The sequence below is a fragment of the Streptomyces sp. NPDC091281 genome (assembly GCF_044757425.1).
Taxonomy (GTDB): Bacteria; Actinomycetota; Actinomycetes; order Streptomycetales; family Streptomycetaceae; genus Streptomyces.
The window spans coordinates 243,618-258,350 of sequence record NZ_JBIVUY010000010.1 but is presented as its reverse complement, the minus strand read 5'-3'; the positions used below and the strand labels follow the sequence as shown (position 1 = coordinate 258,350).

12 protein-coding genes are annotated in these 14,733 nt (G+C 72.8%); 10 read left to right on the top strand and 2 right to left on the bottom strand.

Translation table 11 applies throughout. The features are described 5' to 3' along the window. Positions 1–142: 142 nt before the first annotated feature. Positions 143–676, bottom strand: a complete 534-nt coding sequence (locus tag ACIQPQ_RS25595; protein ID WP_383771726.1) for a TerD family protein — start codon at positions 674–676, stop codon at positions 143–145. 154 nt (positions 677–830) lie between these two features. Between ACIQPQ_RS25595 and ACIQPQ_RS25590 the strand changes: the two genes are divergently transcribed. The 8 genes from ACIQPQ_RS25590 to ACIQPQ_RS25555 all read left to right on the top strand — a co-directional run bounded on the left by ACIQPQ_RS25590 (position 831) and on the right by ACIQPQ_RS25555 (position 8,749). After that, positions 831–1,436 carry a YdbC family protein gene (locus ACIQPQ_RS25590; RefSeq protein ID WP_401307705.1) on the top strand — a complete coding sequence of 202 codons (606 nt, stop codon included), beginning with the start codon at positions 831–833 and terminating at the stop codon, positions 1,434–1,436. A gap of 119 nt (positions 1,437–1,555) precedes the next feature. Beyond that, positions 1,556–2,215: a histidine phosphatase family protein gene (locus ACIQPQ_RS25585; protein WP_383771730.1), complete on the top strand. Its 660-nt coding sequence runs from the start codon at positions 1,556–1,558 to the stop codon at positions 2,213–2,215. 14 nt (positions 2,216–2,229) lie between these two features. Continuing rightward, positions 2,230–3,144 carry an ADP-ribosylglycohydrolase family protein gene (locus ACIQPQ_RS25580; protein ID WP_401307701.1) on the top strand — a complete coding sequence of 305 codons (915 nt, stop codon included), beginning with the start codon at positions 2,230–2,232 and terminating at the stop codon, positions 3,142–3,144. Positions 3,145–3,790: 646 nt separating this feature from the next. Then, a complete protein-coding gene (locus ACIQPQ_RS25575; RefSeq protein WP_401307698.1) occupies positions 3,791–5,227 on the top strand; it encodes an FAD-binding oxidoreductase in 1,437 nt (478 codons plus the stop codon). Between the two features lie 129 nt (positions 5,228–5,356). Beyond that, positions 5,357–6,268: an anti-sigma factor family protein gene (locus ACIQPQ_RS25570; protein ID WP_401307695.1), complete on the top strand. Its 912-nt coding sequence runs from the start codon at positions 5,357–5,359 to the stop codon at positions 6,266–6,268. Between the two features lie 258 nt (positions 6,269–6,526). After that, positions 6,527–7,123, top strand: coding sequence for a sigma-70 family RNA polymerase sigma factor (locus ACIQPQ_RS25565; protein ID WP_401307692.1), 597 nt, complete (start codon positions 6,527–6,529; stop codon positions 7,121–7,123). 106 nt (positions 7,124–7,229) lie between these two features. After that, positions 7,230–7,931 (top strand): ribonuclease HII, encoded by a 702-nt coding sequence (locus tag ACIQPQ_RS25560; protein ID WP_401307689.1) that lies wholly within the window; start codon positions 7,230–7,232, stop codon positions 7,929–7,931. A 182-nt stretch (positions 7,932–8,113) separates the two neighbouring features. Beyond that, positions 8,114–8,749 carry a hypothetical protein gene (locus ACIQPQ_RS25555; RefSeq protein WP_401307686.1) on the top strand — a complete coding sequence of 212 codons (636 nt, stop codon included), beginning with the start codon at positions 8,114–8,116 and terminating at the stop codon, positions 8,747–8,749. A gap of 297 nt (positions 8,750–9,046) precedes the next feature. Here ACIQPQ_RS25555 and ACIQPQ_RS25550 read toward each other — a convergent pair whose 3' ends face one another. Next, positions 9,047–9,673: a hypothetical protein gene (locus tag ACIQPQ_RS25550; RefSeq protein ID WP_401307683.1), complete on the bottom strand. Its 627-nt coding sequence runs from the start codon at positions 9,671–9,673 to the stop codon at positions 9,047–9,049. Positions 9,674–10,391: 718 nt separating this feature from the next. Here ACIQPQ_RS25550 and ACIQPQ_RS25545 point away from each other — a divergent pair. Then, the gene (locus tag ACIQPQ_RS25545) at positions 10,392–12,551 is read left to right on the top strand and encodes a RecQ family ATP-dependent DNA helicase (RefSeq protein ID WP_401307680.1); all 2,160 of its coding nucleotides are present in this window, start codon (positions 10,392–10,394) and stop codon (positions 12,549–12,551) included. Positions 12,552–12,827: 276 nt separating this feature from the next. Next, a complete protein-coding gene (locus ACIQPQ_RS25540; RefSeq protein WP_401307677.1) occupies positions 12,828–14,561 on the top strand; it encodes a DUF4192 domain-containing protein in 1,734 nt (577 codons plus the stop codon). The last annotated feature ends 172 nt before the right edge of the window (positions 14,562–14,733 follow it).

Here is a 14,733-nt window from a genome sequence, read left to right as displayed (position 1 = left end):
GGCTGTCGCCGGGAACGCTGACGCGCATGTGAGAAGAGGGAGCCGACTCCGGTCGGCTCCCTCTTCTCGTGTCGGCCTCGGACTGCCGGGTCGACGGTCGGCCGACCTGGGACCGCTGGCCGTCCCCGCCGGTGAGGCCAGTTCAGGCGTGGCGCAGGCCGCCCATGTCGCGGGTGAAGGTCGCCGGGTCCTCCTCGTAGCCCTGAACGCCCGTGTGGAGGGTCCAGCCGTCGGCCGGATCGCGCCGGAACTCGGCGACGGTCGCCGCCGTCGAACCCAGTACGCCCCCGAAGTCGTCCTCGGCCAGCACGGTGTAGCCCTCGCGGATGCGCAGCGCCGGGTTGGTCACGCTCACGAACGTCCGCTCCGCCGGGCGCTGCTGGATCACGACGCCGACGATCACCCGGCCGTAGCGGGCATCCAGCCGGTCGAGTTCCAGCGTCATGACCTCGTCCCAGCCGAAGCCCTTGCCGTCCGTGCTGTCGCGGTTGAGCGTGATCGTGCCGTCGGGTGAACGGCTGTCGAAATGCACCACATACGCGGGCGCGCCCTGCGGATCGTCCGCCAGATAGGTGGCGGCGACGATGTCCAGATCGGTCGGCGGCTGACCTGCCGCGCTCGGGTCCCACTTCAGCGCCATCTCGACCTTGCGGATACCCTTGTTGAGACCGTTCACCGGTCCCTCCCTCCCCGTCTGCGACTGCCGAATCCCCGAACTGGCCGCTCACCAGGGCGGGTTGTCCATCCTGCCACGCGTGCACGGACCCGTGCACGATCACAGCACACGCGACCGTGACCGACGCCACGCCCGCGGGCCGTACGATGGCGCGGTGCTGGTCAAGTGGATTCGCTGCACCGTGGTGGACCGCCGCGGTTTCGAGCGGGGGCAGCGGAAGTGGGCGGGGCTGCCGGGGGAGCCGGGATTCCGGGGGCAGGGCGGGGGCTGGAGCAGGAGCCGGCCCTCCGTCGCGCATGTCTTCGCCTTCTGGGAGAGCCGCGCCTTCTACGACTCCTTCATGGCCCGCTCCCACGACCGGCTCGCCGCCAGCCAGGTCGGCACCTTCAAGGACGCCCAGGTGCGGCTCTTCGACTACCGCTTCGACGTGAAGACCGGCTTCGAGCCCCGCTTCACCGACTCCGACCTGGTCCGCGTCGCCCTGTGCCGGGTCCACGAGGAGCGCGCCGAGCACTTCACGCTCATGCAGGAGAAGGTCTGGAACCCGGCCATGGCCGGCTCGCCAGGCATGATCCGCGGCCTGTTCGCCGAGGCGCCCGGCCACGAGTTCATGGTCCTGTCCATGTGGCACTCGCAGGCCGAGCACGGCAAGTACCGCACCGAACGCGTCGAACGGCTCGCCCTCCGCGCGCAGATCGAGGCGGACGTCGCCGCCCTCACCGGGGACATAGTGGAGCTGGAGCCCACCTGGACCGTGTGACGCGCGCGTGCTCCGATAGCGCGCGCACGGTCGCGCGGGCGTGCGGGAATCGTGTGACCTACGCCGTAAGAGGCGCGTACGAGTGCTCGTTCGGGCGCCGCCCGATCTAGTGTCTTGGCATGGCACGACCACGGCGCATCGTCCTTGTCCGGCACGGGGAGTCAACGGGCAATGTTGATGACACCGTGTACGAGCGTGAACCGGACCACGCACTGGCCCTGACCGACCTGGGCAGACGGCAGGCGGAGGAGACGGGGGAGGGGCTGCGCGCGCTGTTCGGCGACGAGCAGGTCAGCGTCTACGTCTCGCCCTACCGGCGTACCCACGAGACCCTCCGCGCCTTTCACCTAGACCCCGACCTCATACGCGTCCGGGAGGAACCCCGGCTGCGGGAGCAGGACTGGGGGAACTGGCAGGACCGCGACGACGTGCGCCTCCAGAAGGCCTACCGCGACGCCTACGGCCACTTCTTCTACCGCTTCGCCCAGGGGGAGAGCGGAGCGGACGTCTACGACCGCGTCGGCGGCTTCCTGGAGAGCCTGTTCCGCAGCTTCGAGGACCCCGACCACCCGCCGAACGTCCTGATCGTGACCCACGGACTCGCCATGCGCCTGTTCTGCATGCGCTGGTTCCACTGGACCGTCGCCGAGTTCGAGTCGCTGGCCAATCCCGGGAACGCGGAGCGGCGCATGCTCGTTCTCGGGGAGGACGACCGCTACACCCTCGACATCCCCTTCGCGCGCTGGCGTGACCCGGAGCCGTACGGGGTCACCGGATAGGCTGGCCGGCACCTATGACCACTGACCTCTCCGCCGATTCCGAAGCGCGCCTGGAACGCGCCCTGACCGCCCTGCGCGGCCTCGCCGTGGGTGACGCGCTCGGCTCACAGTTCTTCGTGCCGACGCACTACCCCCGCCTCAAGCGCCGCGAGCTGCCGCCCGGCCCCTGGCAGTGGACGGACGACACCGAGATGGCGTGCTCCGTCGTCGCCGTGCTCGCCGCCCACCACCGCGTCGACCAGGACGCCCTCGCCCATTCCTTCGCCCACCACCACGACTTCGACCGCGGCTACGGCCCCGCCGTGAACCGGCTGCTCCGGCTGGTCCGCGAGGGTGGGGACTGGCGCGAGCTGGCCGCGGGACTCTTCGACGGCCGCGGCTCCTGGGGCAACGGCGCCGCGATGCGGATCGCCCCGCTCGGCGCCTGGTACGCCGACGACCCCGAGCGGGCCGTCCACCAGGCGGAGATCTCCGCCTACCCCACGCACCAGCACCGGGAGGCCGTGGTCGGAGCCATGGCCGTCGCCGCGGCCGCCGCCCTCGCCGGCTCACCCGGCGGGCCGCCCGGACCCGAGGCGCTCCTCGACGGGGTGATCGCCCTCGTCCCCCGCAGCGCCGTCGCGGCCGGACTCCGCAGGGCTCGCGACATGCTCGACTACGGCGACGCCGCCACCGTCGCCGCGGTGCTCGGCTGCGGCCGTCGTACGACCGCCCACGACACCGTCCCCTTCGCCCTCTGGTCAGCCGCCCGCTCCCTGGGCGACTACGAGCAGGCGTTCTGGACCACCGCGCAGGTCGGCGGCGACGTCGACACCACCTGCGCGATCGTGGGAGGCGTGATCGCCTCCGGCGGTCCGGCCGGAGCACCGCCCGCCGCGTGGACGGAGCAGGTCGAAGCACTGCCGGAGTGGCTCGGCCGTACGGCCTGACAAGCTCGCTGAAACTCTCCGTGCCCGATGGGAACTCTCCGTGACTGGCCGGGCGTTCTTCTGTCATCCGCTGTGCTCCTCTGATGTACGAGGTGTGAGTGCGCAGGGGGTGGCAGAAGGTGGCCGGGGCTGCCGGTCGTGGTGAGGGCTTCGGGGGTGGAGATGAGCTGCGGTAGGTGGGCGACCGTCTTGGGGGATCGGGGGTGCCGGAGGGCTCTTCTGGTCTGGACGGGGCTCCTGGTGGGGTGCTTCGGGTGGATGCCGGGTGCTTGGGCTGACGCGGGTACCGGTGCGGATACCGGCTTTGGTGGCCCTTCCGGTGGCGGTGCCGTGATGCTCGCTGTTGTCCTCCTGTCCGCTCAGGTGGGGGTGTTGGCTGCCCGAGCGGTCCTGTCGGCCTCTGCCGTGTCCGGCGGGGCCCCGGCTGGCAGCCTCGCGCACGCTCTTCGCCACTCGGAGCACCGCCTCGGATCGAGACGCGCCGTCCTCCGCGCCCGTGAACCTGTCCGGAACGCGCGCCGTAGCAGCAGCCGACGGCACTTCGTCGCAGCCGCCGAATGTCTGCGGTGCCCCGGATCGCTCCCGACCGGTGGGCCGTCGCGCGCCGCCGGGCTCGGCGGCCCATCGTCCGGAGAGGACCCCTTCCATGACCGAGCAGCACAGCGCGCCCCGCCTCCCGGCGGCCGACCTCGACCATCGCGCCGGACTGGCCGACCTCGCGCGCGCGGTCACCGGCTCCGTGTACACCCCAGGCGATCCGGGGTACGCGCGGGGAGTCGTCGGCTTCAACCTGCGCTCCGCGCACGCGCCCCTCGCCGTCGTCGCGGCGGCCGACGCCTCCGACGTGCGGCTCGCGGTCGAGTTCGCGGCGGCGCGTGACATACCGGTCGGCGTCGTCTCCACGGGACACCAGCCCTTCCCCCGGCAGGAGGACTTCCTACTCATCACCACCGGCTCCCTGCGGTCGGTCGAGATCGACGCCGGGCGCGCGGTCGCCCGCGTGGGCGCCGGTGCACGGTGGTCGGACGTCTTGGCGCCCGCCCAGCAGGTCGGCCTCGCCCCGCTCAACGGCTCCGCCCCGCACGTCGGCGTCGTCGGCTACACCCTGGGCGGTGGCCTGAGTCCCGTGCTGGGCCGGTCCCACGGCTGGGCCGCCGACCATCTGCTCTCCGTCGAGCTGGTCACCCCGGACGGGGTCCTGCGCCGGGTCTCCGCCGACGCGGAACCCGAACTGTTCGCGGGCCTGCGCGGCGGCCGCAGCAACTTCGGCGTCGTGACCGAGCTGGAGTTCCGGCTCTTTCCCGTCACCTCGTTCTACGGCGGCGCCCTGTACTACCCCGCCGAGGACGTCGCGGCGGTCCTGGACGCCTACACCGAGGTGGCGAGGGACGTCCCCGACGAGTTCACCTGCTCTGTGGCGCTGCTCAACCTGCCACCGCTGCCCGAGATCCCCGAGGTGTTCCGCGGACGCTTCCTCGCTCACGTCCGGATCGCCCACACGGGCACCGACGAGTCGGCCGAGAAGCTCATCGCCCCGTTCCGCGCCCTCGGCACCCCCCTTGTGGACACCGTCGGCCGTCACCCCTTCAGCGCGTACCCCGGCGTGCACGCCGACCCGACCGAGGCCGCGCCGTACGAGGAGCGGAGCGCCCTGCTCACCGCGCTGCCCCGCGAGGCCATCGTCCGCGTCCTCGACCGGGTCGGCCCCGAGTCGGGCAGTCCGGTCAGCGTGCTGGAGATCCGCCACCTCGGGGGTGCCCTGACCGGACGGCGGGCGTCCGAAGCTACGCCCGCCCTCACCAGGGCTGCCGAGTTCATCGTCTGGGGTGCGACTGTGGGCCCGCCGGAGGTGGTCGAGGCGGGCGAGGGCGATCTGCGCGGCCTGCTCACGGACCTGGAGCAGTGGACCACCGGCGGCAAGTACCAGAACTTCACGGGCCGTGACGACGTCGCCGCTGACCTGTTCACCGCTGCCGAACTGGACCGGCTGAGTGATCTGAAGCGCCGGTACGACCCCCGCAACCTCTTCCGGGTCAACAACCACACCATCGCCCCGGAACCGGGCCTCGGCACCGCCGACTGAGCCATGGGCGCGGGCCCACCACAGGGCCTCGTACACCGGCAGTTCGTGCCTCACCGAGAGTTCGCGCCCCCAGCCGTCCGCTCAGTCGAGCAGTACCGGAACATCGGCATCACTTCAGGAGACCGCACCGTGACATGCGAGCAGGACAGAGAAGAACTGACCGTCTACGCCCTGGCCGCCCTCACCCCGCAGGAGACGGACCGCGTGGACCGCCACCTGCGGGAGTGCTCCGAGTGCGCCGCGGCGCTGGAAGACCTGCGGGGCTTCCTCACCATGGTCGAGCAAGTCCCCGCACGGGAGGTGACCGGGGACTGGGAGGACCGCCTCCCCGCGGCACGGGAGGCCGCCGTACGCGCCGTCCTCGCCGAAGCCGCGCCCGAACCCCCGGCACTTCCTCCTGCGGATCAGACCGTCACCGTCGCGGAGGGCATCCCTGCCACGCCAGAGGCCGTCACCGCGACGGACGACGCCGCTATTGCCGAAGCTGACACCGTCACGGCCGTGACGGGGGCGCCGCCACTGCCGGGGCCACGGTCCGCGGTATCCGTCCCGTCGGTCCAGATGTCCCCGCCCCGTCGGGGCGGACGGGCGAGCTGGGCCCTGGCGGCAGCCGTAGCGGGCCTTGTGCTCGGCTTCGGCGGCGGCGCCCTGCTGCCCGACGACGGGCCGTCCGGCACCACCACGGCGGCCTCGGCCCGTCCGACCGGACCCACCGTCGTCCGGGCCCAGAGCGCGGCCGGACTCGCCGGCGCCGTCGAACCCCGTGCCACCGGCTGGGGCACCGAACTTGTGCTGGAACTCAGCGGCGTCGACGGCCCCCAGCGCTGTGCCCTGGTGGCCGTGTCCCGCAACGGCGACCGTGAGACCGCGGTGACCTGGCAGGTCCCCGACGGCGGGTACGGCCTGCCCGGCTCCCGCAAGGAACGCCTCCTGGCCGTAGGCGGAGTCGGCATGTCGCCGGACGAGATCACCGGCTACGAGATCCGCACCACCGACGGACAGCAGTTGCTGACCATCCCCACGTCGCACGCGTCCGGCTGACCCCGACCACGCGCGGCACGCACAGCACAGGGCTCACGGCGGAGGGCACCCCGCCGCCCACACGCCCGCATCCGTACACGTCAGAGCCGTCACCTGTCCGCGTCGGCCTGTCCTTCCGCGCTCTCCTTTCCTGGCGCTGTCCGCGCAGGAAAGCCCCAGCTAAGCGTCCGGCAAGCGGTCTCTTCGAGGGTGGTTCCGATCGTGAGTCGACAGCCCGTGCCCTCGGCACGTGGCGCTCTGTACGGGGGTAGGACAGGCATGACGAACACAGGGGACGAGCATGCTCGCGAGACCGGCGTCACCGGTGCTGCCGACACCGGCGGCCGCACCGCCCGGACGCGGGACAGGGAGCAGGACGAGGCCTTCGTCCGCGCCATCTACGACAAGCACGGCGTCGTGCTGCTGAGAATCACCACCGGGATGCTGTCGGGGGACAGCCACCGCGCCCAGGACCTCGTCCAGGAAGCCGTGCTGCGCGCCTGGCGTCACGCCGACATCCTCGACCCGGACGCCGAGGGGGTGCGCCCCTGGCTCGTCACCGTGATCCGCAACCTGGTGATCGACAACCACCGCGCCCGCCAGGCCCGTCCACCGGAGACCGTCGACACCGAACTGAGCGAGCTGCCCGGCCCCGAGCACATGGACCGCGTACTGAACAGGAAAGTCGTCCGCGAGGCTCTCGGCGATCTGACGGTCCAGCACCGCGAGGTCCTCCTGCACGTCCAGTTCCTCGACCACTCCGTCGAGCAGACGGCCGAGGCGCTGGGCATTCCCCAGGGCACGGTCAAGTCCCGGACGCACAACGCCCTCAACGCCCTCCGCAACGCCCTGGCGGCTCGGGGATTCACCCCCTGAACCCACCGCGGTGGGCCGGCGGTGACGAGGCGGTGCGCGAGGTGTGCGGAACCGGTGCAGCCCGGGGTGTCGCTCTGCCCTGGCGACGGCGTAGGCTGTGCACGCCATGCCGTACGAACCACCGACTCACACCGTCGAGCGCTCACTTCGCGCCACGACCGGAGCCAAGGTCATCGCCGGTGTCGACGAGGTGGGCCGCGGAGCCTGGGCCGGACCCGTCACCGTCTGCGCGGCGGTCACCGGACTGCGCCGACCGCCCCCCGGCCTCACCGACTCCAAACTCCTCAGCGTCAAGCGCCGCAACGAGCTTGTCGTGGAACTGGAGAAGTGGGTCACGTCGTACGCCCTCGGGCACGCCTCCCACGAGGAGATCGACGCCCTGGGGATGACGGCAGCACTGCGGCTCGCGGCGGTCCGTGCTCTGGACGCCCTCCCGGTCCGGCCCGACGCGGTCATCCTCGACGGGAAGCACGACTATCTCGGCGACCCCTGGCGGGTACGGACCGTGATCAAGGGCGACCAGTCGTGCGTGGCGGTCGCGGCGGCCTCGGTGATCGCCAAGGTTCGGCGCGACAAAATGATGGCCGAACTGGGTGTCGACCATGCAGACTTCGGTTTTGCGGCCAACGCCGGGTATCCGTCACCCGTGCACAAGGCCGCGCTGGAGGAGCGGGGCCCCACCCCGTACCACCGGTTGTCGTGGGCGTATCTTGATGCGCTGCCCCAGTGGCGGCACCTCAAGAAGGCCCGCACCTGGGGGGACGGACGCGTCCCGGAGATCGAGGGTCAGCTCGGCTTCGACTTCTGACGATTCCGTTCGCACGGGCGGCCCGTCCACGCCGGTCGGGTCTGTCCGCACTGATCGATCGGTTCGGTCGCGCTGATCGGCCTGCTCGGTTCACTCGCTCCGTCCGGTCCGTCAGCGCGACGCCCAGCGATGGGTGCCACCCGCTGACGCGAGCCGCACCACCGTTTGATAGACAACAGCCCATGCCTCTCCTTCCCGAGGAGCCTCAGATTCACGAGAGTGCCCAGGGTCCCCGCGCCACTCCGGCCAGCGGCCGCACCGCGCCGACCCCTCGTCCTGTTCCCGGTCCCCGGCCCGCGGCTCCGTCGCGTCCCGGTCGGCCCGGCCCTCTCCGGCCCACACCGCCCGTGCAGCGCACCCCGCGCGACGTGGCCGTGAAGCCCGGTCCCGCGGCCCCGGCCGCCCCCGCCCCGGCGTCCGCCGCGGCGACCCCGCAGATCCAGCTGATCCCCGCCTCGGCAGAGGGCGCCCTGGACGCCGCCGAGGAGGCCGTGGACCTGCTCCTCGACTCCGGCCGCGCCCCCGGCGACATTCTGCTGCTCACCGTCGGCGAGCAGCACCCATGGGCCACCCACGAACTGTCCTTCGGTGAGGCGTCGTACTGGGCGCAGCACGACGCGGGGGACGACGTGTTCTACGCCGACGCCGGCGCGGCGGCCCGCGCGTCTGTCCGGCCCGTGGTCGTCGTCGCCGTCAATGGTGGTTCCGTAGCCGCTGCGGCCACCGCGCTGCCCCAGGCCCTCGGCCGGGCCGGTGCCCTGCTGATCGTCTGCGGCGACCCGCAGACGATCACCTCGGTGCTCGGCACGGGAGTCTGACACCCTCCCGCCCTTCGGGCGCGTGCGTACGTGAGAGCGGCGTGCGCGTAATGACACGGGAGCGCGGGGAGGTGCCGCCGTCGCGAGGCTGCGGTACCTCCGCGTACGGGCTTCCGTATGCCCTGCGCGGGTGTTCCCGGGGACGCCGCCGCACGCACCCGGGCGTCTGGGCGATACTTCTGCGGGCGTGTGGCCCTTAGTTCTGTCTCGTCCAGGTGTACGGCACCTGGTCCACGCGCCTGCCGAATCGTTTCCGCCGAGCCGTCGTACGTGGCGTCGGCGGAAACGGCACCCGTCTCAGCGGGCCGCGGCCCGCCGCAGGACCTCCGAGGCGACTCCGCCGGTCCGTGGCAACGGCGGCGGCGCCTCGGACAGGGCGAACGGCTCCGGGGCGGAGTCCGCGTGGGGCCGACGGCCGCCGCGCCCCTCACCGAGCACCTGCCAGCCGTCCCGGGTCAGCGTGATGTACGCCCCGCAGCGCAGCCCGTGCAGGGTGCAGGCGTCCCGCAGCCCCCACATCCAGGCGCCGTCCTCCTCCGTCCAGCGCCCGTCGCCGTCGCGGCAGTAGAGCAGCACGGCGGTGCGGACCGGCGTACGCCGCCGCAGGTCGTGCGGGATCACCCGGCGCAACTGGGCCAGTAGGGCGTTCCGCAGCAGCCAGCCGTCGGCCTGCGCCTGGGGCTGGCGCCGGGTGAACGACGCGCTGGCCAGCAGTCGCTCGTCCGGGTCGAGCACCCCCACGACGGCGGTACCGGGCCGGGGCGAGTGCCGGGTGTGCAGCCCGCTCACCACCTCGCGCGGATTGCGCAGCAGCGGGATGCCCGCGGCGGTCCACTCCGCCGGTTCGAGCAAGCGGTTGGCGGTAGCGGCGGACGTGGCGGCCGACAACGACACGGCCGAGGACGGAGCGAATCCGAGGGTCACGAGCCTCCCTTCGGCTACGGCCCACACTGCGGGCGATCCGGATTCAGGGGGAGCGCACGCCGCAGCAGAGCCCTACCGGACCACGGGCGAGCCGTGCGGGGAGCGGAACTCAATTCTTCCTGCCGAACCGGTATGCGGCAACGAGCAATTGGGGCCACCGACCCGTATGTGGCGGTGTGTGTCTTATATCCGTACCCCGTGCGGGCCACGTGACGCCTGCGTCGACCGTACATCCGGTGTTCACCTCCTGTGGAGGTGACGTTCCACGGGGCGCGACCCGCCCGCAACCGGGACGGGTGCCGCCGAGTGGGTGACGAGCCGGTCGCGGGGAGCCACCGGACGGCCCGCTCCGCCGCCTTCGGGAGGGCTCCGCCACCGCCTCCGACGGGATGCCGCCCACCGGCTCTGGACCTGTGCCGCCCGCCGTCTACGGGCGCGTGCCGCTCTCTCCTCGTCGCGTCTCTCCTCGTCGCGCGGCGGGCGGTCTTCGCCGCGCGCATGCGACGCGTGCCACGCGCGTGTGGCACGTACGGGGTGGGTCGCCGGATTGGGTGCCGGGGTACGAACCGGGCCGTGTTGCCAGGCGTCCCACGCGCGTGTGGGACGTACCCGCGGCTACGGGACCCGCGCTCGGCGGACCGGCCTTCAGCGGACGTCCCGTCGGCGGACGCCCCCGGTGGATTGGCCCATTGTCCGTGGCATCGGGTTGCATGGGTGCATGGACCTTCTCCAGCTCCGCACCGAAGCCGACACCGTCCTCGCCGAACTGGTCGGCGACCCGGGAGGCACGGCCCGGCTGCGGGAGGACCAGTGGCAGGCGGTGGCCGCCCTGGTGGCGGAGCGGCGGCGGGCCCTGGTGGTCCAGCGCACCGGCTGGGGCAAGTCGGCGGTGTACTTTGTGGCAACGGTCCTGCTGCGGCGGCGCGGCGCCGGTCCCACGGTCATCGTCTCGCCCCTGCTCGCCCTCATGCGCAACCAGGTCGAGGCCGCCGCCCGCGCTGGTATCCGGGCCCGCACGATCAACTCCGCCAACCCGGAGGAGTGGGACGCGATCCATGCCGAGATCGAGAGCGGAGAGATCGACGTCCTCCTCGTCAGCCCGGAACGCCTCAACTCGGTCGACTTCCGCGACCAGGTGCTGCCCAAGCTGGCCGTGACGACAGGGCTCCTGGTCGTCGACGAGGCGCACTGCATCTCCGACTGGGGCCACGACTTCCGCCCCGACTACCGCAGGCTGCGCACGATGCTCGCGGAGCTGCCCGCGGGCGTGCCCGTCCTGGCCACGACGGCTACGGCCAACGCGCGCGTGACCGCCGACGTCGCCGAACAGCTCGGCACCGGCGGCGGTGACGCCCTGGTGCTGCGCGGCCCGCTGAACCGGGAGAGCCTGCGCCTGGGCGTGCTGCGGCTGCCGGACGCGGCTCACCGGCTGGCCTGGCTGGGGGAGCGGCTGGACGACTTGCCGGGCTCGGGGATCGTGTACACGCTCACCGTGGCGGCGGCCGAGGAGGTCGCGGCCTACCTGCGGCAGCGCGGGTACCCCGTGGCGTCGTACACCGGCAAGACGGAGAACGCCGACCGGCTCCAGGCGGAGGAGGACCTCCTCGCGAACCGGGTGAAGGCCCTGGTGGCGACCTCCGCGCTCGGCATGGGCTTCGACAAGCCCGACCTCGGGTTCGTGGTCCACCTGGGCTCGCCCTCATCCCCGATCGCCTACTACCAGCAGGTGGGCCGCGCCGGACGCGGTGTGGAGCACGCGGACGTCCTGCTGCTCCCCGGCCGTGAGGACGAGGCGATCTGGGCCTACTTCGCTTCGGTGGGCTTCCCGCCCGAGGAGCAGGTGCGGCGCACCCTCGACGTCCTCGCGCGCGCCGACCGGCCCCTGTCCCTGCCCGCGCTGGAGCCACTGGTCGACCTCCGCCGCTCCCGCCTGGAGACGATGCTGAAGGTCCTCGACGTGGACGGCGCCGTCCACCGCGTCAAGGGCGGCTGGACCGCCACCGGCCGCCCCTGGACGTACGACGCGGAACGGTACGCGTGGGTCGCCCGTCAGCGGGAGGCCGAACAGCAGGCGATGCGGGACTACGTCACGGGCACCGGCTGCCGGATGGAATTCCTGCAACGCCAGCTCGACGACGAGGGCGCCGTGCCCTGCGGACGCTGCGACAACTGCGCCGGTCCCTGGCTGGCCCCCGAGGTCTCTTCCGGAGCGCTCACGGAGGCGACCGGCGAACTGGACCGGCCCGGTGTCGAGATCGAGCCGCGCCGCATGTGGCCCTCGGGCATGGCCGCGGTCGGCGTCGACCTCAAGGGCCGCATTCCTGCCGACCGGCAGGCGGCGGGCGGGCGGGCGCTGGGTCGGCTGTCGGACATCGGCTGGGGCAACCGCCTGCGCCCGCTGCTCACGCCCCAGGCGAAGGACGGGCCGGTCCCGGACGACGTCCTGGCCGCCGTCGTCACCGTGGTGGCCGACTGGGCGCGCTCGCCCGGCGGCTGGGCCCCCGGCGCCGCCGACGCGGCGCCCCGCCCGGTTGGCGTGGTCGCCCTGCCGTCGCGCAGCCGCCCCCACCTGGTGGCCTCCCTCGCCGAAGGGCTTGCCAAGGTCGGCAGGCTTCCGCTCCTGGGCAGCCTCGCGTACACCCCGGAAGCGGAGGAGTTCGCGGCCCACCGCAGCAACTCCGCCCAGCGGCTCCGCGCCCTGGCCGCGTCCTTCACCGTGCCCGAGACGCTCGCCGCAGCCCTGGCCGCCACCCCGGGGCCCGTCCTGCTCGTCGACGACTACACCGAGACCGGCTGGACCCTCGCCGTCGGCGCCCGCCTCCTGCGCGCCGCCGGAGCCGACCGGGTCCTCCCGCTCACCCTCGCCCTGGCGGGGTGAACGAGGGCCCGCCAGGGCCGTAGGACCTCGTCGCGCGCGGGCCAGGCACACGGACCTGGCCCTCCCAACGGCCAGCGCGGCCTGCGAACGGCTGGGCGACCTGGACGCCACCGTGCGGGGCGAGCGATGTGAACGGGGCGGGACAGCCGCGCCCGCCGATAGTGAGCCGACGCCGCCCGACGCTTCGGTGGCCCTCTCGGGTCGGTTCTGGCATGCACCTGGCCGGACTTATCCACAGGTCAACCGGAATGCGGAGATTCGCGAGATCGTCTGGGCATGACGAACCACAACGAAGCGACCGAATCATCCGAGAGCAACGACAACAGCAGCGGCAACAACGACTGCGGAGAGAACGGTGAGTACGGCGACATCGCCGCGAGCGGCAACATCGGCGAGCGCGGCGAGGGCGGCGAGGGCGGTGATGCCGACGGTGATGAGGCAGGACGCGTGGCTCCGCGCGGCGGACCGGTCGGCCGGGCCCAGCGACCGCCGTACGACGCGGCGGCGCTGACCGCCTACGAAGGACACGTCCCGTACGCACCTCGGCCCACGTACGACGACGGTGGCCCCACCGCTCACCGGGTCACCCTGCGCACCCCGGCCGAACTGGCCGACGCCCTCCCGTACCTCCTCGGCTACCGCCCGGAGGACAGCATTGTCCTGGTCGCTCTCAATGACCTCGGCGGTCGGGGCAGGTTCGGTGGACGTGCTCGGTTGGGCATCCCCGCGGCGCCGGACGACTGGCCCGCCGTCGCCCGCCAGTTGGCCCAGGGACTCGTCACGGGCAGCGAGCGCCGGGGCGTCCGTCCAGCGCAGATGGTCGCCTACCTGTGCCAGGAGCCCCGCGACGGCGAGACGGGCCGTCAGGTGATGCAGCGGCTGAAGCCGTTGGCCCAGCTTCTGCGCGTAGCTTGCGGAGACCTCGACGTGCCGGTGATCGAGGCACTGTGCATCGCTGACGGCCGCTTCTGGTCGTACTGCTGCTCGCTCCCCGGCTGCTGTCCCGCCGAGGGCGTTCCGATGGGCCTGCCGGGCACGTCGGTCCTGGCTGCGGCCGCCACCTACGCCGGTATCCAGGTCCGGGGCACTCTGCGCGAACTGCGGTCCCGGCTGCTGCCGTTGGAGATCTCGACCGTGCCGGATCAGGAGGCGGCCCTCGACCGTGCGGGCGCGGCCATGGTCCCCCGGATCATCCGGGACGGAAGCCGGGACGTGGTGGCGGAGGAGACCCTGAGCCTGGTCACCCGACTCATCCGACGCTTCACCGACGTCCCAGCCGTGACCGCCGCTCACCTCGCGGACCGTGCCGATGACGGACTCCTCACGTCCGACGAGGCGGCCTCCCTGATCCTGGGCCTCCAGGACCGGGAGACCCGCGACCGCGCCGCCGCCTGGATGGAGGGCGCCGACGCCCCGCCCGCACTCCGCCTCTGGCGTGCTCTGGCCCGGCGCTGTGTCGGTTCCTACGGCGAACACGCGGCGGCTCCGCTGACCCTCGCCGGCTGGGTCGCCTGGTCCAGCGGCGACGAACTGGAGGCGCGGGAGGCCCTTGCCATGGCCCTGGGCGCCGACCCCGACTACCTGTTCGCCCGCCTACTGCACCAGGCCTGCAACGAGGGCCTGGACCCCGAGTCGGTTCGCCGCTGTCTCCGCGCGGGGCGGGGACGAGATGCCTCCTCGACCTCAGTCGCGGGCGAGGAGGCGGACACGGGGGTCACGAGGGAGGCGGACGTGGAGGCGGGGCATCCCGCGACCGACACCCCGCCCACACTCATCCCCGCTCCCTTTCCCGCCTCCGACGTGGCCCCCGAACCGGTCGCCGGACCGGCTTCCACTCGTGCCTCAGCGTCGGCCTCCGCCTCTGTGTCCGTCACTGGCCGCACCTCCGACCGCCGACGCCGCCGCTCCACGCGGCGGGACGCGCCCCCGGGATATCCCGCTACCACCCGACCCCCCGTGCGTGCCCGCAAGGACCGTGTCGGCCACGACGACGTCGAGGAGCCCAGGTGATCCAGCGACTCGCGCCGCCATTCGGTGGCGCCGCTGATCACGGGCGTGACCTGGTGGAGCGTGGGTCAGTTCACCTGAGTGGCGCAGCGCCCGAGAGCAGCGCCGCGGTGCCCGGCCGGTCCTCTCCCGCCCGGCACCGCCCCCGCCCGGCGCACAGAGAGCAGACGACGCA